General features: G+C 36.2%; 19 protein-coding genes. 10 read left to right on the forward strand and 9 right to left on the reverse strand.

The features are described 5' to 3' along the window. The first annotated feature begins 1 nt into the window (after position 1). From AYC65_RS16490 to ribH, 3 genes are all read left to right on the forward strand, one after another. A complete protein-coding gene (locus AYC65_RS16490) occupies positions 2-538 on the forward strand; it encodes an adenine phosphoribosyltransferase (RefSeq protein WP_034869920.1) in 537 nt (178 codons plus the stop codon). A 164-nt stretch (positions 539-702) separates the two neighbouring features. Next, on the forward strand, positions 703-1,392 hold the full coding sequence (locus tag AYC65_RS16495) for a tetratricopeptide repeat protein (RefSeq protein WP_021347667.1): 690 nt from the start codon (positions 703-705) through the stop codon (positions 1,390-1,392). Positions 1,393-1,395: 3 nt separating this feature from the next. After that, the gene (gene ribH / locus AYC65_RS16500) at positions 1,396-1,884 is read left to right on the forward strand and encodes a 6,7-dimethyl-8-ribityllumazine synthase (protein WP_034869919.1); all 489 of its coding nucleotides are present in this window, start codon (positions 1,396-1,398) and stop codon (positions 1,882-1,884) included. 45 nt (positions 1,885-1,929) lie between these two features. On the opposite strand, the gene AYC65_RS16505 is transcribed toward ribH, so the two are convergent. Both AYC65_RS16505 and AYC65_RS16510 read right to left on the reverse strand, forming a co-directional pair. Continuing rightward, complete coding sequence (locus tag AYC65_RS16505; RefSeq protein WP_034869918.1) at positions 1,930-3,456, reverse strand: S41 family peptidase; 1,527 nt, start codon at positions 3,454-3,456, stop codon at positions 1,930-1,932. Between the two features lie 32 nt (positions 3,457-3,488). Further along, positions 3,489-4,955, reverse strand: a complete 1,467-nt coding sequence (locus tag AYC65_RS16510) for a S41 family peptidase (RefSeq protein WP_034869916.1) — start codon at positions 4,953-4,955, stop codon at positions 3,489-3,491. A gap of 44 nt (positions 4,956-4,999) precedes the next feature. On the opposite strand from AYC65_RS16510, the gene AYC65_RS16515 reads away from it, so the two are divergent. The 3 genes from AYC65_RS16515 (at position 5,000) to ypfJ (ending at position 8,433) form a co-directional block, all read left to right on the forward strand. Further along, complete coding sequence (locus AYC65_RS16515) at positions 5,000-5,383, forward strand: hypothetical protein (protein ID WP_034869915.1); 384 nt, start codon at positions 5,000-5,002, stop codon at positions 5,381-5,383. A gap of 69 nt (positions 5,384-5,452) precedes the next feature. Beyond that, a complete protein-coding gene (locus AYC65_RS16520) occupies positions 5,453-7,534 on the forward strand; it encodes an LTA synthase family protein (RefSeq protein ID WP_034869913.1) in 2,082 nt (693 codons plus the stop codon). A gap of 35 nt (positions 7,535-7,569) precedes the next feature. Continuing rightward, positions 7,570-8,433, forward strand: a complete 864-nt coding sequence (ypfJ, locus tag AYC65_RS16525) for a KPN_02809 family neutral zinc metallopeptidase (protein ID WP_009086533.1) — start codon at positions 7,570-7,572, stop codon at positions 8,431-8,433. A 165-nt stretch (positions 8,434-8,598) separates the two neighbouring features. On the opposite strand, the gene AYC65_RS16530 is transcribed toward ypfJ, so the two are convergent. Next, positions 8,599-9,126 (reverse strand): GNAT family N-acetyltransferase, encoded by a 528-nt coding sequence (locus tag AYC65_RS16530; RefSeq protein ID WP_034869911.1) that lies wholly within the window; start codon positions 9,124-9,126, stop codon positions 8,599-8,601. Then, complete coding sequence (locus AYC65_RS16535; protein WP_034869910.1) at positions 9,126-9,656, reverse strand: RNA methyltransferase; 531 nt, start codon at positions 9,654-9,656, stop codon at positions 9,126-9,128. Before AYC65_RS16535 ends, AYC65_RS16530 begins: the two co-directional genes overlap by 1 nt. Before the next feature lie 173 nt (positions 9,657-9,829). On the opposite strand from AYC65_RS16535, the gene mutS reads away from it, so the two are divergent. Further along, positions 9,830-12,418, forward strand: a complete 2,589-nt coding sequence (mutS, locus tag AYC65_RS16540; RefSeq protein ID WP_034869908.1) for a DNA mismatch repair protein MutS — start codon at positions 9,830-9,832, stop codon at positions 12,416-12,418. A 34-nt stretch (positions 12,419-12,452) separates the two neighbouring features. On the opposite strand, the gene AYC65_RS16545 is transcribed toward mutS, so the two are convergent. Further along, a complete protein-coding gene (locus AYC65_RS16545; RefSeq protein WP_034869907.1) occupies positions 12,453-12,827 on the reverse strand; it encodes an energy transducer TonB in 375 nt (124 codons plus the stop codon). A gap of 17 nt (positions 12,828-12,844) precedes the next feature. Between AYC65_RS16545 and AYC65_RS16550 the strand changes: the two genes are divergently transcribed. Next, positions 12,845-13,219, forward strand: a complete 375-nt coding sequence (locus AYC65_RS16550; protein ID WP_034869906.1) for a ribosomal maturation YjgA family protein — start codon at positions 12,845-12,847, stop codon at positions 13,217-13,219. A 380-nt stretch (positions 13,220-13,599) separates the two neighbouring features. Here the strand turns inward: AYC65_RS16550 and AYC65_RS21115 are convergent, their stop codons facing one another. Both AYC65_RS21115 and AYC65_RS16560 read right to left on the reverse strand, forming a co-directional pair. After that, the gene (locus AYC65_RS21115) at positions 13,600-13,785 is read right to left on the reverse strand and encodes a hypothetical protein (protein ID WP_234300352.1); all 186 of its coding nucleotides are present in this window, start codon (positions 13,783-13,785) and stop codon (positions 13,600-13,602) included. 64 nt (positions 13,786-13,849) lie between these two features. Then, a complete protein-coding gene (locus AYC65_RS16560) occupies positions 13,850-15,064 on the reverse strand; it encodes a BaiN/RdsA family NAD(P)/FAD-dependent oxidoreductase (protein WP_078674706.1) in 1,215 nt (404 codons plus the stop codon). 119 nt (positions 15,065-15,183) lie between these two features. Here AYC65_RS16560 and AYC65_RS16565 point away from each other — a divergent pair, with 119 nt between their 5' ends. Then, positions 15,184-15,678 (forward strand): acyl-CoA thioesterase, encoded by a 495-nt coding sequence (locus tag AYC65_RS16565; protein WP_034869905.1) that lies wholly within the window; start codon positions 15,184-15,186, stop codon positions 15,676-15,678. A 4-nt stretch (positions 15,679-15,682) separates the two neighbouring features. Then, positions 15,683-16,741 carry a thiamine-phosphate kinase gene (thiL, locus tag AYC65_RS16570; protein WP_034869903.1) on the forward strand — a complete coding sequence of 353 codons (1,059 nt, stop codon included), beginning with the start codon at positions 15,683-15,685 and terminating at the stop codon, positions 16,739-16,741. Between the two features lie 100 nt (positions 16,742-16,841). Here thiL and AYC65_RS16575 read toward each other — a convergent pair whose 3' ends face one another. Both AYC65_RS16575 and pepT read right to left on the reverse strand, forming a co-directional pair. Beyond that, positions 16,842-17,693: a UDP-2,3-diacylglucosamine diphosphatase gene (locus AYC65_RS16575; RefSeq protein WP_034869902.1), complete on the reverse strand. Its 852-nt coding sequence runs from the start codon at positions 17,691-17,693 to the stop codon at positions 16,842-16,844. Positions 17,694-17,845: 152 nt separating this feature from the next. Continuing rightward, positions 17,846-19,102 (reverse strand): peptidase T, encoded by a 1,257-nt coding sequence (gene pepT, locus AYC65_RS16580; RefSeq protein WP_034869900.1) that lies wholly within the window; start codon positions 19,100-19,102, stop codon positions 17,846-17,848. Between the last annotated feature and the right edge of the window lie 29 nt (positions 19,103-19,131).

The raw sequence follows: 19,131 nt of genomic DNA on the forward strand, positions 1-19,131 counted from the left end.
TATGGCATCTGAAAGCTTAATCCAAAAGCTAGAAGCAACAATTGAAAATATTCCAGACTTCCCGAAACCAGGAATACAGTTCAAGGATATTACACCTGTATTTCTAAATCCAAAACTCTATGAGGAGGTAATTGATGATTTAGCTAATTTCAGCCGTGGGAAAGTAGATGTTGTATGCGGAATCGAAAGCCGTGGCTTTTTATTCGGAATTGCTTTGGCTGTAAAGCTGGAAGTTCCTTTTATTCTGATCCGGAAAAAAGGAAAATTACCTCCACCTTTTATTTCTCAAAAATATGATCTGGAATATGGTTCTTCTGAAATAGAAATGAAAGCCGATCAGCTAAAAGCCGGACAACGGGTTCTTATCCATGATGATCTGCTTGCTACAGGTGGTACGACTGAGGCAGCAGCAAAACTTGTAGAAAAGCAAGGAGCTGTCGTTTCTCAGTTTAGTTTCTTAATTGGGCTGGATTTTCTGAATGGAGAAGAAAAACTTCGTCCGTTCAATGCTGAAGTTTATAAAATCCTTTCATACTAGCTAAATACAAATTACTAATAACAAAATTAGAAGCTTTTAAAAGTGCTTCCTGATAAAATATAAAGTATCATAAAAGAATTTCTAACCTAAGGTTTTAAATCTCAAATGAATTATTTGTATATCAACAGAGAAACATTAAATTTGCAATTCATTAAAATCAGAAAATGACTAAAAATAATAACAGCGGAAAAGAAACTGTAGAGTTTTTCGAAGATTTGGACAAAAGAAATCTGAATTCTGAAAAATTCATTGAAAGATACTCAAAGCAAATTGGGATTGCACTAGGTGTTATCCTTCTTGGTATCTTAGGTTACTTTGCTTATGACCAATTTGTATTAGGTCCGAAAAATGAAGAAGCAACAACTGAATTCCTTGCTGCACAGAAAAATCTTAGCCAAGGAAAAGAAGACGTAGCCCTTGGTGGAAAGTCTGCTGCTAATCCTGGATTTATTGGAACTTATAATGAGTATTCCGGAACCAAAGTAGGTAAACTTGCTGCTTACAATGCTGCTGTTTTAGAATTTAAAAAAGGGAATTTCCAGAAAGCATATGATATGATGGACAATTTCAGTTCTTCCAACAAAATTCTTATGGCTCTTAAATATGGTGTAATGGGCGATTGTCTTGCTAACCTTAACAAAGGTGACGATGCTCTTTCTCAGTTTGAAAAAGCGGTAAGCTCTTCAGATGATGATTATACATCATACTACTTTACAAGAAAAGCAGGTCTTCTTTCTTTATCTTTAAAAAAGAACGACGCTGCTAAAAAATACTTCTCTTCAATTGAAGAAAAATATAAAGATTATGACAATGGAGCATCTGATGCTTATATTGAAATGGTAAAATATTATTAAAAAATGGCAACAACTGATCTTTCAGCTTATAAGCCACTCCATATAACAAATGCCGATGAAATGATTATCGGCATTGTTTTTTCTGAGTGGAATGATTTTGTAACTCATAACCTTCGTGACGGAGCAATTGAAACTCTGAAAAAGGAAGGTTTAAAAGAAAATAACATCCATGTATTTCCTGTTCCGGGTGCTTTTGAATTAAGTTATGCTTCTATGCAACTAGCAAAAACCGGGAAGTATGATGCAGTCATTGCTATCGGGTGTGTAATTCGTGGAGAAACGGCTCATTTTGACTACGTATGTTCCGGAGTGACCCAAGGTATCACCAACATCAATTTAATGACAGATATACCCGCTATCTTTTGTTTATTGACAGATGATAACAAAGAGCAATCTATTGCCAGAAGCGGCGGAGCATTAGGTAATAAAGGTATTGAAGCTGCTGTTACAGCAATGGAGATGGTTGAATTCAAAAAGAACCTGAGCAAATAATCTCAACCTCTATAAAAATATAAAGGAGCCTTTCGGCTCCTTTTTTTATTTCTGCTTGAAGTTGTTAATGTAAACATCCGTACCATAAGGCGTAAGCGTTTTATTACTTCCTATAAAAGTCATCCCTATTTCGGCAGGCAGTTTAAGACTAACCTTCCCTATGGAAGCAGATAACATAGCTTTAGCAACAGGCTGTTGCCCGGTTATTTGTTCCAGAGCTTTCGCCAGAGCAGGATCTGAGGTATCACCAAACTCTTTTATTCTTCCAAAATATGTGCTTGCATCCATAGAATAGTCAGGTGAGAATCCGGCACTATTAGCAGGATGTTGATCATTTCTGGAGTTCGAATATGCAAAGACAATTGGCTGCATAGTCCAGTTATGTGACTTACTTCTGTTATTATAAGAAATATAGTCATCATTTGGCGAATCATATAAAGTAATAGAACCTACAAATTTACCATAGGTTGTTTCTCCGATTGTAAAAACATCTATGTATGGCCTAAGTGCATCTATGGTCAGTTCACTTGCAGAAGCTGTTCCTTTTGTTGTAAGCACATATAATTTCTTTATGGTTCCCAATATATTAACTGGAATTCCTGCATTAATTGGAGTTCTGGTATCTCCTTTAGCATAAAGAGGAACTGTATTCTTCATAACCTTCGTCTCATTCTCCTTAGTATGCTTATCATTGAATTTAAGCGCTACATATGGCTTGTTGGTCTGGCCGGTTATCATTTCACCTAAGGCAACTGCAGTTTCTACAGATCCTCCACCATTATACCTCAAATCCAATATTAACTCCGTAACATTATCTTGTTTCATTTTGGCAAACTCATCATTTAACTCTCCATTATAGTCTGCTTTAAAACCATTGTATGCTAAATAAGCTATATTTTTACCATTCATTTTAAAAAGCTTATACGGAATCACAGGATTTTCATTCATATCAACTTTTGATAAAGTAACGTCCCTTGGGTTACTAAGCACTATTAAATTTTTTTCATCTCTAGTAGCTTTCTCAATAGTAATGGTGTAGCTATCATTTCGTAAACCTGCATAATTACTTGTATTAAGTTTACTTCCGCCAATCTTAGTAATTGCATCGCCTCTTTTTACTCCTTGCTGATCTGCAGGAGATCCGGGAACAACATAATTCACTAATCCAATAAGACTTCCTGTATTATCTGTAGAAAAAATAGTATAGTTTAATCCTGAACTTTTATCTGCAGCATTAAGACCGGCCAAAGCCTTTTCTTGTATTACACCGTTATTTTCAATCCAAGAGAACCTGTCAATTACTGGGTATTGATAAAGCAAATCGTAAAATAATTTATCCGGAGACTTTCCATTAACAAGCTTAAAGTATTCAGCCGTTTTATTATATCCATCTGCAAGTACCGAAACATCTTTCTGCCAATAATACCAAGAATTAAGTCCTTTCCATACAAAATCATTCTCAGGAGTTGAAGTTCCATTACCATTATCTGTCGATATAGTATCTCTTGTGCAAGATGTAAAAAAGAGAAGTCCTATTAAAGAAACTAAGGATAATTTATTTAAATTTTTCATATAAGAATAAGTTATAATTTGTGCTTGTTTATTTATCTATTTTTAGGTTTCGTATATACATCTGTACCGAAAGGAGTCATCGTTCTTTTACTGGCAATAAAAGAATCAGCTCCGGAAGCAAGAGAATAAGCACCACGGCTTCTTGTAGAGGCTATTGCACTAGCTGCAGATGGCTGGAGCTGTCCTGTCGCTAATTTTATGGCACTGTCTAGGGCGGCATCTGATCTGTCACCAAACTCTTTAAGTTGTCCGGCATATTGTGCAGGCTGAATAACATAGTTTGGCAGTAATCCACCTTTCGATCCCACTTGTGGCGCTACACGATCTTTATTGTAGTATGCAAATGTAATAGGCTGTAATGCCCAGTTATGAGACAAATTTCTTCCTGCAGAGGAATACATCGTCGGAGAGTCATATATCGTATTAGATCCTACAAACTTACCATAAGTTTCCTCTCCTACTGTAATTACACTGATATAGCGGCGCAGACAGTCTATCGTCAGTTCACTTGCCGATGCAGTTCCACCACTTGTAAGAACATAAATTTTACTCAGATTTAAACTACCCGCTTCTGAACCTAAATATTTAGTCTCATTTTCTTCCAGATGTTTCTTATTAAAATCCATAATAACAAACGGAGAATTTGAGAACTGACCGGTTATAAGGCCACCAAGTGATACCGCCGTATCTACAAAGCCTCCACCATTATATCTTAAATCCAAAATAAGATCTGTAACTCCCTGGCTTTTTAAATTTCCAAATGCTGTAACAAGTTCACTATTACTATTCTGAAATGCGTTGTAAACAAGATAACCAATCTTTTTATTGCCTTCTGTAAAAACCTGTTGAGCGGCAACCGCATGCTCTACAAGATTATCCACAGCTGTAAGTGTAATTGCAGGCTTTTCACCGGTAGTTGTTATTACACCAGAGCCAGGATCTCCACTAGCACTCTGAGCAAAAGTAACACTGAAACTATCACTTAATAGCTGGCCATAATTAAAATTGTTAAGAATTGCTCCATTAACCCTTGTAATAACATCTCCTCTTTTAATTCCCGCTGTATAAGCTGGAGAGTTTGGAACAACATAATTTACAATACCCACTTTTGTATCTCCGTTCGGAACTTTAGAATAAATTGTAAAATCCATTCCGTTGCTTTTAGATACTCCATTAGAATTTGCTAATTGCTTATCTATATCAGATATAATCCATGAATTTCTATCAATAGTTCTGTACTGATAAAGAAGACTGTAAAATAAAGCATCCGGCGTTTTACTATTGATAGTGCTCACATATTGTGCAGAATTTTTAAAACTATCTGCAAGTTCCGGAACTTTTTCCTGCCAGTAATACCAGGAATTGAGCCCTCTCCAAACAAAATCATTCTCCTCTTTTGCCTTTTCAGGTTCCACAGGATCCGGATTATTTCTGTTACATGAAGTAAGAAGCATTGCCCCGGTAACAGAAACAAACAATAATTTATTTATAAATCTCATATTTTTCAGGTAGATTTGTTTATCTTAAATCCAAAATTAAAAGTATGAAAAACAGATTAATATACAGCTTATTTTTTTTAGGCGCTATATTTTTCATTTGCGAATCTTGTAAGAATAATGTTCCAAATGATACCAGGGATGTAAAAAATGCCACCTACAAAATGTATGACATTGGCGGAGAAAGGGGCTACAATGTGACTTTTGATGTTACCGGTAAGGGAGCAGAACCTGTTGCTGTAATCATTAACCGCATCAGAAAAGAAATAAATCCATCCGATAAAAAAGACAATACTTACCACATTAATGTTATTGCCGAGACCAGAAAAATACATGGCTACAGACCGCAAGGAACATCACAGGAAAACGGAATTATTTACAAAGTAAATTATACAGAATATTTCAAACCTGTGAAATTTACATTAAAATAAGTGCCATATCTGTAAGGAACATTCAAAATGTTCCTTTTTTTGTCTAATTTTGGGATATAAAACTATTTCATGTATCTAAAAAGGTTACAGCCATTTTTCTGTCTTGGGGCATTGTATATTCTGGTGTCTTTTATTTTAAGATTCGTTTTTATTTTCCATCCTATTACAACGAGTAATTTTAGTATTTGGGAATGTACTAAAGTGCTGTCGATAGGTTTGGTTAATGATTTTTTCATCTTTGTCCTGGCCAGCTCATTATTTGTTCTTTATACACTTTTCCTCTCTGATTCTAAATACAGTAAACCCTGGGGAAAAATCATTCTTGCCATTTTTGTTCTGGCAATTTTATACGTAGCTTTTTATCCTAATAACATTTTCAAACAGTACGGAGGATCGGTTTCAGAGATTGTACTAGCATTTTTAGGCATCAAGACGCTATTATTTGCCTTAATGCTTTTCCTTCCCCGACAGAGATTCGCCATCCGAAATATTCTGTATTTCTTTGCAATTTTTCTGTATGTATTGCTTATTATTTTCAATGCTGTTAGTGAATACTTCTTCTGGAATGAATTTGGAGTCCGCTATAACTTTATTGCAGTAGACTACCTTATCTACACCAATGAGGTAATCGGCAACATTATGGAGTCCTATCCTATTGTTCCTTTATTCTCCATAATAATTGCCGTAACATCAATTATTACATGGCTTATCTATAAAAGAACAAAAGAAAACCTTGTAGAGCTCCCTACATTTAAACAAAAACTTGTTCTATTATTCTCTTATCTTGTATTAGCAACTGGTTGTTATTTTTTAATAGCACCTTTTCAGAAAATAAGAGATGATAACAATTTTGCCGAAGAGATCCAGTCTAATGGATTATATAAATTCTATTATGCATTTACGCATAGTGAACTGGATTACTTTAAATTCTATCCAACACTGGCTGAAAATAAAGCTGAAAAACTGTATCTGTCACAGTTTGTTCCGCCAACTATGCCAATGCCTGTTACAAGTGATTCTATAGAACAGCATAAGAATGTGGTTTTGATTTCCATAGAAAGTCTTTCAGCAGATTTTATGCAACACTACGGAAATAAAGATAAGATCACCCCTTTCCTGGATAGTCTGGCTAACAAAAGTTTAATGTTTACCAATCTATACGCTACAGGTAACAGAACTGTTCGCGGATTAGAAGCACTTACGCTGAATATTCCGCCAACTGCCGGAGAAAGTATTGTAAAAAGAGAAAATAATAAAAATAAATTTTCCACAGGAAGCCTTTTCAAATCCAAAGGTTATCATGTAAAATTCCTATATGGTGGCTATAGCTATTTCGATAATATGGAAGATTTTTTCAAAGGAAATGGCTATGATATTGTTGACAGAAATAACTTTAAACCAGAAGAAATAAGCTTTGCCAATGTTTGGGGTGTTGCTGATGAAGATATGGCTAAAAAAGCTATCCAGGTGATGAATCAGGAAGCCCAAACCGGAAAGCCTTTCTTTAATCATTGGATGACGGTAAGTAACCACCGTCCGTTTACTTATCCTGATGGCAGAATTGACATTTCGGGAACCGCAAAATCCCGTGATGGAGGTGTTAAATATACTGATTACTCTCTTCGGAAGTTTTTCGAGATGGCTAAAAAGCAATCCTGGTATAACAATACAGTCTTTGTTATTGTCGCCGATCACTGTGCATCCAGTGCAGGTAAAACAGAGCTTCCAATGGATAAATACCGTATCCCTGCTATGGTTTACGTTCCGGACGGATCTGTACAACCTCAGCAGTTCGGTAAACTAATGTCACAAATCGATTTAATGCCAACTGTATTTGGACTTTTAAATTTCAATTATACTTCAAAATTCCTGGGACAGGATGTTCTGAAACCAGCTTATATACCGAGAGCTTATGTAGCAACCTATCAGGATCTGGGTTATATAAAGGATAATTATTTAACCATTATCTCTCCAACCAGAAAAGTAAAACAGTACCAACTACAACAAAAACCTTCAGACCTACCGGCTGAGTTTAATATTTACTATGAAGAAATACCGGTAAAACAGCCAAAACAACCATTTGTAGATGAAACAATTGCAACTTATGAAACGGTTTCCAAATGGCTAAAGGAAAATAAACTGAACAGATAATTTTGTACTTTTAACATCACAAAAAACAATAAAAAATGAAATGGACTGACGAAAGAGGAGGAAATGTAGAAGACCGCCGCGGTATGGGCGGTGGTGGAATGATGGTTGGCGGTGGCTTAGGCACTCTGATCATTGCCGCTATTATATTCTTCCTGGGCGGAGATCCTTCTGCTATACTTAATTCCGGAGGCTCTGCAACTCCTGTACGTACAGAACAACGCCAGCCATCCAGTGAACAGGATAAACAGCTCTACGAACTGGTAAGCATGCTGGATGCGTGGAATACTAAGACATGGACACAAATCTTCCAAGAAAATGGAATGAAATATGTTGCTCCCAAAATTATCATGTTCAGTAACAGTACAAATTCCGGATGTGGTCCTGCTCAATCTGCCATGGGGCCTTTTTACTGTCCGGCAGATCAGTCTGTATATGTAGATATGAGCTTCTTTAATGAATTACAATCCCGATACGGAGCCAAGGTAAGTGAATTTACAGTTGCTTATGTTTTAGGGCACGAGATAGGGCATCACGTACAGACTTTATTAGGAACAACACAGAAAGTAGATCAGTTAAGAAGAAGCGGGCGTTATTCGGAAGCAGAAATGAACCGTGTATCTGTAGCCGTAGAATTACAAGCAGATTTTTATGCTGGTTTATGGGCTAAAAAGAACAACGAACGTGTTCAGGGAGGGATCCTGGAACCAGGAGATATTGAATCTGCAGTAAGTGCTGCACAGGCAGTAGGAGATGATAATATCCAGAAGAGATCTTCAGGATATGTGAATCAGGAAAGCTTTACGCACGGATCATCTGCACAGCGTGTAGAATGGTTTATGAAGGGTTACAATACCGGCGATATAAAACAAGGCGACACATTCAATGCTTTGCTACGATAAATAAAAAAATCCTGCTTTCGCAGGATTTTTACTTTTCAAACCTTATCGGTTTATTTTTTATCAAACATGCTTCCTGAATAGGGGTACAAACAAAATTCACAAAAAGTGAGGCTGTCCAAACTTTTCGGATAGCATCTTACTTTTCAAACCTTATAGGTTTATTTTCTATGGTACTAGTCCAAATATTTTTGCATCTACAAATCTTCCTTTTTCAAAGAAGAAATCTTTAAGCAATCCTTCTTCTTTAAAATGCAGTTTCAGCAATAGCCTCTCTGAAGCAAGATTATCGGGGTCAGTGAACGCTTCTACTCTATGGATATTCATTTCTGAAAAAGCATAAGGAAGGATAGCAGCTATTGCTTCTTCCATATAATGTTTTCGCCAGTATAAAGGATTCAGCTCATACCCCATCTCTATTTTAAAATGCTCGTGAGCCCAGTTATGATAACCACAGGTTCCGATCATCTTAGCATTTTCTTTTAGCTGAATTGCCCAGCGGATGCCGCTCTTATTGTCAAAGCTTTTATTAAAATCCTGAATCAGTTTTTCTGCTTCGTCAACCCCTTTAAAAGTATACAGATCGTAATACTCTGTAACCTCATCTTTCGAGAAGTATTCAAACATATCTTCGGCATCGGCCTGAGTAAGTTGACGCAGAATAAGTCTTTCGGTTTCTAAAACAGGAAATTCCATTACTTCAGATTTTTAAAAAATTCCCACATGATAATACCTGCACATACACTTACATTCAGCGAGTGCTTTGTTCCCATCTGTGGGATTTCAATAAAGCCATCACATAAAGCCAATGCTTCATCCGATACACCGTCTACTTCATTTCCCATAATCACCACGTACTTCTCGTCTTTGGAGATTACCTGCTCATTCAGAGCGATACTACCTGTAGTCTGCTCTATGGCTAAAATTTTATATCCCTCGGACTTTAGTTTTTGTAAAGCATCGGTTACATCTTTCTCATAATACCAGTCTACACTTTCAGTAGCTCCTAATGCTGCCTTATGAATCTCGCGATGTGGTGGCTGCGGCGTAATACCGCATAATACGACCTTCTCTATAATAAAAGCATCAGCTGTTCTGAATACTGCTCCTACATTGTTCATACTACGGATACTATCCAACAGAACAATCACCGGAATTTTTTCCGATTGTTTAAAGGTTTCTATATCTACTCTGCCGAGTTCTTCCAGTTTTAACTTCTCTACCATGAAACTTCATTTTTCAGCTACAAATTTACAAAAAAGCTTATGGTACACAGGCACATTCCGGAATCTAAAATACCAGAAGTACAAAGTCATAAAATGTGAAAATGAGTTTTACAAAGAACAAACTTTCAAAGCCTGAATTTAATCCTTAAATTTGGGACCTATACCTATAAAAAATGGCGAAAGAAAAGAAGGAAACTCCTTTAATGGGACAATACAACAGTATAAAGGCAAAATATCCGGATGCTCTTCTACTGTTCAGAGTTGGTGACTTTTATGAAACCTTTGGACAGGACGCAGTTAAGACATCTCAGATATTAGGTATTGTTTTAACTAAAAGAGCAAATGGCTCTGCTTCTCATATAGAATTAGCCGGCTTCCCACATCATTCACTGGACAGCTACTTGCCCAAATTGGTTCGTGCCGGAATGCGTGTTGCTATATGCGACCAGCTGGAGGATCCGAAAATGGTTAAAGGTATTGTAAAACGAGGTGTTACCGAACTGGTAACTCCGGGGGTTACCTTCAATGATCAGGTTCTGAATGCCAAGCGAAATAATTTCCTTTTGTCGCTTCACAAAGAAAAAGAAAAGTACGGAATAGCACTGGTTGATATTTCTACCGGAGAATTCTTGGTAAGCGAAGGTAATCTTGAAAAATTACTCCACATTGTCAATACCTTTGATCCTAGTGAGATTATTCTTCAAAGAAGTACCGAAGTTCCTGCTGTTCTTAAAAACAGAAATACATTCAAACTGGAAGACTGGGCGTATCAGTATGATTATGCTTATGAGAAGCTTACACAGCATTTTAAAACCAAGTCTCTAAAAGGTTTCGGTATAGATGATCAAAAACTGGCAGTTGTTGCTTCAGGAGCTATTTTCGCCTATTTGGTAGAAGACACTCACCACAGTCTTCTAAATCATATCACCAAAATTCAGTCTATCCCGCAGGAAGATTACCTAATGATGGACGCATTCACTCTTCGCAATCTGGAAATTGTATTTTCCAGCCAGCAGAAAGGGAAAAGCTTACTCGACATCATCGATAAAACCTCAACACCAATGGGTGGAAGATTACTTCGCAGAAGACTAATCCTTCCCCTGAAAAATATCAATGAAATTAACCGCAGACTAAGTCTCGTTGAATTTCTGAATAAAGAGGATCAACTGAAATATGAAATTTCTTTAAGGCTTAGAACGATTTCCGATCTTGACAGACTAATGGGTAAACTGGCTGCTGAAAAAATAAGTCCTAAAGAGTTGGGATATCTTCGTCAGTCACTGGAAAATATTCAGGAAATCAAAAAATTACTGATTCCGCATCCGGATGTTCTGGCATGGTTGGATCCTTTAAATGATCTGGATGAAATTCTTCAGTATGTATACCAACATCTGAATGAGGAACTTCCTGTACACCTTAACAAAGGAAACGTAATAAAAGAAGGTGTATCCGAAGAATTAGACCGCCTGAGAAATCTCCAGTCCAAAGGTAAAGGCTTTTTGGATGAAATGAGAGATCGTGAGATTGAACGTACGGGTATCCCGAGTCTGAAAATAGATTTCAATAATGTATTCGGCTACTTTATTGAAGTAAGAAATACTCACAAAGACAAAGTTCCGACGGACTGGATCCGTAAGCAAACACTTGTAAACGCAGAACGTTATATTACCGAAGAATTAAAGGAATATGAAAGCCAGATTCTGGGAGCCGAAGAAAAGATTTCGCTACTGGAAACACAATTATACCGTACTACCTGCGCTTATCTACTACAATATATAGATCTTATTCAGGAGAATTCTGCTTTAATTGCTCAGTTGGATTGTGCATTAGGTTTATCTGAGCTTTCCGTACAGGAGCAGTATACAAAACCTGTTCTCAATGATAGCTTTATAATCAGTATATCGGAAGGACGCCACCCTATTATAGAAAAGTCTTTGCCTTTGGGTGAAAAATATATTCCGAATGATATCTATCTGGATCAGGACTCACAACAGATTATTATGGTTACAGGGCCCAACATGGCCGGTAAATCAGCTATATTAAGACAAACAGCTATTATCTGTCTCTTAGCTCAGATTGGTAGTTATGTTCCAGCAAAACATGCCGAAGTGGGATTACTCGACAAAATTTTCACCCGTGTAGGAGCTTCAGATAATATTGCAGCTGGTGAATCTACCTTTATGGTGGAGATGAACGAGGCAGCCAATATTCTGAACAATATATCCGACCGCTCACTAATATTACTGGATGAGATTGGACGTGGTACAAGTACCTACGATGGAGTTTCCATTGCATGGGCAATTGCAGAATACCTGCACCAACATACAACAAAGCCTAAAACACTTTTTGCGACGCATTACCATGAGCTAAACGAAATGACAGTAAACTTTGAGCGGATTAAAAACTTTAGTGTAAGCATTCAGGAAAATAAAGGAAATATTATATTCCTGAGAAAATTAGTCCCTGGCGGTAGTGAGCATAGTTTTGGTATTCATGTAGCAAAGCTTGCAGGTATGCCTTCTAAAGTTGTTCACCGTGCAGAGGAAATTCTGAAGACACTGGAGGATTCCAGAGCACAAGGCGGTTCATCTGAAAAAATAAAAAGAGTTACCGAAGAAAATATGCAATTAAGCTTCTTCCAACTGGATGATCCGGTTCTGGAAAATATTCGTGAAGAATTGACTAAAATCGATATCAATACTCTTACACCTATTGAAGCTCTGATGAAGCTGAATTCTATCAAAAAAATGATAGGCAGCTAAGGAAAAGTATATTAGTAATGAAGTAGTTGAAATTTTAATTGTCATTAAACCTAAAAGGTAATCTATAGTTAGCCGCAACAGGCTGACCATTTTCAAGTCTTACTTTTATTTTTGTTCTAATGCGCTTTAAAGTTTTAATTACTTCATCATTAAACTTTTGGTTATCTCCTGCTGCACTAATTCGGGTCATACTTCCGTCTTTCTCAATTGTAAAAGAAAGAACACAAGACAAGTCGCCTTTCCCTACAAAATTACGTGTATTAAAAGATTGGCTTAAATCCTTATAGAAAGTGGTGAGATTATCCGGTGATTCTACCTGCCTAGTAACCGTAGGTGTATTCTTGACTACCTGAGAAAAAGCAAATCCGGAAAATAAAATTGAAAAAAGTAAGATATATTTGTGACTCATAGAACAAATGTAACAAAATGAAATTCAACCTCTATTATTTTATTGCCACAATTATCCTGTTCATCACAGAAGTCCTTATAGCTACTGTTTTTAAAGATTTATTCTTTGTCCGTGCTTATCTGGGTGATGTTCTCGTAACTATTCTGATTTATACATTTGTAAAAAGCTTCTTTAACATCAGTCCCGGAAAACTATTGATCGGTATTTTCATCTTTTCTGTTTTTATAGAAGTATTACAATACTTCAACATAGCCGATGTATTAGGATTAAAACGTGGAAGCATTGCTTACATTGTTGTAGGCAATAGTTTTAGTTGGATTGATATAATTTGTTATGGCGCTGGTTGTTTAATTGCTTTTGTTGTTGAAAGGTTAAGGAATTCCACAAACTAACAGCTTTCTTTTCATAATTCGAGACTTTACGAAATCTATAACTCTTCATTCCATTAGCTTCAAGAATTGATGTAAAGTTTTTCATCATATCATTATTAATAGAATCTCTCATAAGAGCAAAAATAACAAGAGGTATATTATTTCTTCTTGTACTATATTCACTGAATGGGACTTTATACAGATTTATGATTGAAGTGATTTCGGCAGTACTTATTTTCATAAAAAGATCCTCTTCTAAGATTGGCTTCCTAAACTCCCTCTCTTCCTTTATTCCATTTCCACACATATAGAAATTTACATCTAAAGATTTTTTATAAAAATAAGCAGAATCATTATTTTTAATAAGGAAGTTCAGGCTTCCTACAGCTGTAGTATCTCTTTTAAGGGGGTGGCGGAATTTCTTTATTATCCTCTGCTCTTTTCAGCTTTACATTATGCAGACTATCTTGTTCTTTCAGATACTGGGAAAGCACAAAATATTCCTTTTGCTTAGTTATAGGCTGCTTTTCCTCACATGAATAAGTTATTAAATACACGCTAAAAAGAAAAGTGAGTTTATTTAGCATAAAGGGCCAATATTTAGTTAACTTTTGATAATAGTTAAAGATAATTAATTTTTATCTCTAGCTATTATTTCGAATTCAGATCCTGTGCAATTAACCATGCTTCACTCCAGCATGCCTGGAAATTAAATCCACCAGTAACCGCATCAATATTCAGTACTTCGCCTGCAAGGTAGAAGTTAGAATATTTTTTGCTCTGCATTGTTTTGAAATCTATCTCTTTCAAATCTACCCCTCCGGCTGTTACAAATTCGTCTTTAAAAGTACTCTTCCCTTTTACCTGCATTTTGTTTTGACAAAGACTTTCTAAAATCTGCTGAACTTCTTTATTACTTATATTTCCTAATTGCTTTTGCGGATCAATGTTGTTTATCTCCAATAAATGGTTCCAGAAACGATTGGTAATATCAAAAATTTTGGACTGCCCTACACTTTTCTTAGGATTATCTGCTCTAAACTGATTCAGAATATCTTCAGCAATTGAAATATCAATACCTAAAAAATTGACAACAACATCAAAATTATAATCCATTGCGAATAATTCCCGCGCGCACCATGCAGATAATTTCAGCACAGCTGGTCCGCTCAGCCCCCAGTGGGTAATTAATAATGGTCCACTTTCTTCTTTCTTTAATGCCGGGAGTTTTACCCATGCATTCGGAAACGAAGTTCCCATTAATCCTTCTATGCTTTTATTTTTGATATTGAAAGTAAACAATGATGGTACAAGGTCTACAGTTTTAAAATCCAACGGCTTTAAAAGTTGATAAGATTTTGGTGAACTTCCGGTGCAAAAAACAACTATATCTGCAATAAATTCTTCAGAAGATGTTGTAATTATCCATTGTTCTCCTTGTTGCTCTATTTTTTTAACGACTTGTTTAGTCGAAACTTTTGTTTCATTTTTAATTGCAGCATCTGCAAGGGCATTCATTATGCTTAATGAAGAATTACTTTCTGGAAAAATACGGTTATCATCCTCAATTTTTAGTGCAACACCACGTTCTTCAAACCAGCCCATTATATCTCCCGGCTGAAACTTTGTGAAAACACTCAATAATTCTTTATTTCCTCTCGGATAAAAAGAAGTGAGTTCACGAGGATCAAAACAGGCATGGGTGACATTACATCTGCCTCCGCCTGAAATTTTCACTTTTTGTAAAACATCTGAAGCCTGCTCCAGAATATGGATATCATATTTTTCTCCATCCACATTCGCCGCTGTAAAAAAGCCCGCAGCCCCACCTCCGATAATAACAAGTTTTTTCTTTTCCAGATTCATAGTAATACAATGCAAGGCACAAAATTACAATTTTTATAAACCATCATTTATCCTTAATTTTGAAGATTAGATAAAAATCATCAACAAAGTCTTTTTTTCATTAAAAATTCAAAATAAACATGTCTGTATATTATCATAAATTTGAAGTAAGATGGTCGGATATTGATGCCAATCGTCACTTAGCCAACTCATCTTACGTAATGTATTGTGCCCAAACCCGTATGGCCTTTATGAATGCTCATAACATGGGTGTATCCAAGCTGGTTCATTGGGGAATTGGGCCTGTAATTTTGAATGAAGAATATTCTTTCTTTAAAGAGATTACGGCAGACCAGACAGTATATGTAAGTTTGGAAATTTCCGGAATGTCTGAAGACAGCTCTATTTATTCTTTCACTCACAAGTTTTATATGCCGGACGGTACCCATTGTGCAACATCTAAAGTTACAGGTGTATGGATTGACATGATGCTTCGTAAAATGACAACCCCACCAGACGATATTCTGGTAAGTTTATTAAAATATAAAACTGATCAGACTGAACTGTTGACCAAGGAAGATTTAAAAAAACTTTCTAACCGACCAGAAAATATAGATCCATCCGTTTTTAAATAATATTATGTTAGAAGATAAAAAACCTCAATTAACCCCTGTTTCCCAACTTGGCGAATTTGGGCTTATAAAGCACCTCACAGAGAATTTTCCATTGGAAAACTCTTCTTCGGAATTAGGTGTAGGAGATGATGCGGCTGTTATAAATCCGGAAGGTAAAAAAGTAGTTGTAACAACAGATATTTTAGCCGAAGGTGTACACTTTAATCTGGGATATGCTCCACTAAAGCACCTGGGATATAAAGCTGTAGTTGTTAACCTAAGTGATCTTGCAGCAATGAATGCTGTACCTTCTCAGATTCTGGTTTCATTAGCTGCATCTAACCGTTTCCCGGTAGAAGCTTTTGAAGAGTTATATGCAGGTATTGCTTTGGCATGTCAGCATTATCATGTAGACCTAATAGGTGGTGATACTACAAGTTCCAATGCAGGACTTGTAATGAGTATTACTGCAATAGGCCTACAGGACGAACAGAAAATTGTTAAAAGATCCGGAGCGAAGCCTAATGATCTTCTGGTTGTAACCGGAGATCTTGGGGGTGCCTATATGGGATTACAAATTCTGGAAAGAGAACATGCTGTTTATTTAGCAAATCCGGATATGCAACCTGAAATGGAGGGCTATGATTATATCCTTCAGCGTCAGCTGAAACCTGAGGCTCGTACAGATATAAGAACAACTCTGGAAGAAATGGATATTATACCAACTTCTATGATTGATATATCGGATGGTCTCGCTTCTGAAATTCTTCATCTTTCAGATCAGTCTAAGGTAGGATTCCATCTGTATGAAGAAAAGATCCCTATGGATACACAGATGATTAATACCGCTGAGGAACTTAATTTTAATCCGGTAATTGCTGCACTTAATGGTGGAGAAGACTACGAATTATTATTTACCATCAGCCCGGATAGCTATGACAAAATCAAGAATCATCCTGATTTTACTATTATCGGCCATGCTGTAGAAGCTAATCAGGGCAACTATATGGTTGCAAGAGGTTCTAACGAGCTTATAAAACTTACCGCTCAGGGATGGGATGCCTTCCTGAACAAAGGTGAGTAATTATAATTAATGTAACAATTTGCTAATGTATCAATGTAACAATTAAAAGAAAATATTTCCGCATTGATACATTGGTACACTGTTATATTGTTATACTATCCTAGATAAATCTTCCCTTTTTATTTCCTAAGAATGCCGCGATTTGGCTAGGTCGGATAAGTTCATCTATATTGATTCCGATATCTTCTTTCGAGATAACCGGCTCTTTGTAATTCTTTTCGTCGAATTTATAAAGGCTCCATTCACCATTATGATATTCAAGAGCTGTCAGATTTTCTATCCAGTCTCCGGAATTTAGGTACCTTACACTTCCTTTCTCTGTTTCTATCATTTTGTCCACAGGCTGGTGAATATGTCCACAGATCACAATATCATACTTGTTTTCTATAGCTAATTCAGCAGCTGTTTGTTCAAAATCTGCAATAAACTTTATAGCCTCTTTAACGCTATTTTTTACTCTTTTGGATAATGAAATCTTTGATTTGCCGAATAAGCTGAAAGTATAATTAATCGCCCGGTTCAAAAGGATAAGAAGGTCATAACCTTTTCCACCGAGTTTAGCCATAAATTTTGCATAACCTTTTGTCGTATTATCGAACACATCACCGTGAAAAACCCAATGTTTTTTTCCGTCCAGTTCAAATAATAGCTTATCCGTCAGCCATATTTCTCCCATCTGGGTATCAGAATACCTGCGCAGAAATTCATCATGATTTCCTGTGATATAGACAATCTTTGTCCCTTCCTTCAATAATCGAAAGAATTCATTTATAACTTCCATGTGAGAAGCCGGAAAATATCTTTTTGAGAATGCCCAGCCATCTATAATATCACCATTAAGTATCAGTAAACGAGGCTTTATGGTTTTTAAATAAGAAATTAACTCTTTTGCATGGCAACCATAGGTTCCCAAATGCACATCTGAAATAATAACAACTTCACTGTTTCTCATTGTAACAGGGTTTTGACAAAATTAAAAACCTGAAACATATTTATGATTAAGGAATTATTAATACTTCTTTACGTTTTAGTTAATAAAAGAGAATAAAAGGACCTTTTAAAAAAGAAAAACTCAAAAAAATAGCGGGCAATTGCCCGCTATTCTTATTTTTCTGCTACTAACTGTACAAGGTGTAGTATAACTTCTGTTGCCTTAGACATCGACTGCAACGGAACATATTCATATGGTCCGTGGAAGTTATGACCTCCGGCAAAAATATTAGGACAAGGCAGTCCCATATAAGATAACTTTGCACCATCTGTTCCACCACGAATTGCTTTGATATTTGGCGTAACATCTGAAATCTTCATCGCCTCCTCAGCGAAGTCAATAATGTACATTTTATCTTCAATATGTTTACGCATATTCAGATATTGCTCTTTAATCTCTACTTCAGCTGTTCCTTCTCCATGCTTTTGGTTGAATTCTGCAACCTTTTGTTTTAAGAATTCGTTACGTTGCTCGTATTTAGTATCATCGTGATCACGAATAATATATTGCAGCTTAGCTTCTGAAACATCAGCTTTAACATCCGTTAAATGAAAGAACCCTTCATAACTACGTGTTGTTGCCGGAGTTTCATTCGCCGGAAGACTCTGAATAAATTCTGCTGCCAGTAAACCAGCATTTACCATTTTACCATAAGAATAACCAGGATGTACACTTAATCCATGAATCTTTACTACTGCGCCGGAAGCATTAAAGTTTTCATACTCCAATTCTCCTATCTCTCCACCATCCATTGTATAAGCCCACTCTGCATTGAAGTGTGCAACGTTGAATTTATCGGCACCACGCCCTATTTCTTCGTCTGGTGTAAAACCAATAGAAATACGACCATGCTTGATCTCAGGATTTGCGATCAAATATTCAGCTGCTGTTACAATTTCAGCAATACCTGCTTTATCGTCGGCACTTAAAAGAGAAGTACCGTCAGTTGTAATAATAGTCTTTCCTTTATAGTTTGCCAGCTCTTTGAATTTAGTCGAAGAAAGTGTAAATCCTGTTTCTTTATTCAATAGTAAATCTCCGCCATCATAATTTTCCCATACAATTGGCTTAATATCTTTACCGTTAAAGTCTGGTGAAGAATCAAAGTGAGATACAAAACCAATCTGAGGAACTTCCTTATCTAAGGTAGAAGGAACGAAACCATATACATATCCATTTTCGTCTTTGGAAACATCTTCCAGACCAATTCTTTGTAACTCCTCATAAAGATAGTTTACCATATCCCATTGTTGTTCCGTACTTGGTGTCTTCTCGCTTTCCGGATCACTTGTTGAATATATTTTTACATAGGTTAAAAATCTCTCTAAAAGTTTTTCTTCCCATTCCTTATTCAATTCTACTTTATTCATTCTACTATTTTTTATTTGCCTCTTCCGGC

It is taken from the genome of Elizabethkingia bruuniana (assembly GCF_002024805.1).
Lineage (GTDB): Bacteria > Bacteroidota > Bacteroidia > Flavobacteriales > Weeksellaceae > Elizabethkingia > Elizabethkingia bruuniana.

Excerpts from the sequence above, each read along its gene's own strand:
- ypfJ (WP_009086533.1), top strand. The coding sequence starts at position 7,570 with ATGAAATGGACTGACGAAAGAGGAGGAAATGTAGAAGACCGCCGCGGT.
- AYC65_RS16545 (WP_034869907.1), bottom strand. The coding sequence starts at position 12,827 with ATGAGTCACAAATATATCTTACTTTTTTCAATTTTATTTTCCGGATTT.
- AYC65_RS16560 (WP_078674706.1), bottom strand. The coding sequence starts at position 15,064 with ATGAATCTGGAAAAGAAAAAACTTGTTATTATCGGAGGTGGGGCTGCG.
- AYC65_RS16515 (WP_034869915.1), top strand. The coding sequence starts at position 5,000 with ATGAAAAACAGATTAATATACAGCTTATTTTTTTTAGGCGCTATATTT.
- AYC65_RS16495 (WP_021347667.1), top strand. The coding sequence starts at position 703 with ATGACTAAAAATAATAACAGCGGAAAAGAAACTGTAGAGTTTTTCGAA.
- AYC65_RS16565 (WP_034869905.1), top strand. The coding sequence starts at position 15,184 with ATGTCTGTATATTATCATAAATTTGAAGTAAGATGGTCGGATATTGAT.
- thiL (WP_034869903.1), top strand. The coding sequence starts at position 15,683 with ATGTTAGAAGATAAAAAACCTCAATTAACCCCTGTTTCCCAACTTGGC.
- AYC65_RS16505 (WP_034869918.1), bottom strand. The coding sequence starts at position 3,456 with ATGAAAAATTTAAATAAATTATCCTTAGTTTCTTTAATAGGACTTCTC.
- AYC65_RS16520 (WP_034869913.1), top strand. The coding sequence starts at position 5,453 with ATGTATCTAAAAAGGTTACAGCCATTTTTCTGTCTTGGGGCATTGTAT.
- AYC65_RS16550 (WP_034869906.1), top strand. The coding sequence starts at position 12,845 with ATGAAATTCAACCTCTATTATTTTATTGCCACAATTATCCTGTTCATC.
- AYC65_RS21115 (WP_234300352.1), bottom strand. The coding sequence starts at position 13,785 with ATGCTAAATAAACTCACTTTTCTTTTTAGCGTGTATTTAATAACTTAT.
- pepT (WP_034869900.1), bottom strand. The coding sequence starts at position 19,102 with ATGAATAAAGTAGAATTGAATAAGGAATGGGAAGAAAAACTTTTAGAG.
- AYC65_RS16530 (WP_034869911.1), bottom strand. The coding sequence starts at position 9,126 with ATGGAATTTCCTGTTTTAGAAACCGAAAGACTTATTCTGCGTCAACTT.
- AYC65_RS16575 (WP_034869902.1), bottom strand. The coding sequence starts at position 17,693 with ATGAGAAACAGTGAAGTTGTTATTATTTCAGATGTGCATTTGGGAACC.
- AYC65_RS16490 (WP_034869920.1), top strand. The coding sequence starts at position 2 with ATGGCATCTGAAAGCTTAATCCAAAAGCTAGAAGCAACAATTGAAAAT.
- mutS (WP_034869908.1), top strand. The coding sequence starts at position 9,830 with ATGGCGAAAGAAAAGAAGGAAACTCCTTTAATGGGACAATACAACAGT.
- AYC65_RS16510 (WP_034869916.1), bottom strand. The coding sequence starts at position 4,955 with ATGAGATTTATAAATAAATTATTGTTTGTTTCTGTTACCGGGGCAATG.
- ribH (WP_034869919.1), top strand. The coding sequence starts at position 1,396 with ATGGCAACAACTGATCTTTCAGCTTATAAGCCACTCCATATAACAAAT.
- AYC65_RS16535 (WP_034869910.1), bottom strand. The coding sequence starts at position 9,656 with ATGGTAGAGAAGTTAAAACTGGAAGAACTCGGCAGAGTAGATATAGAA.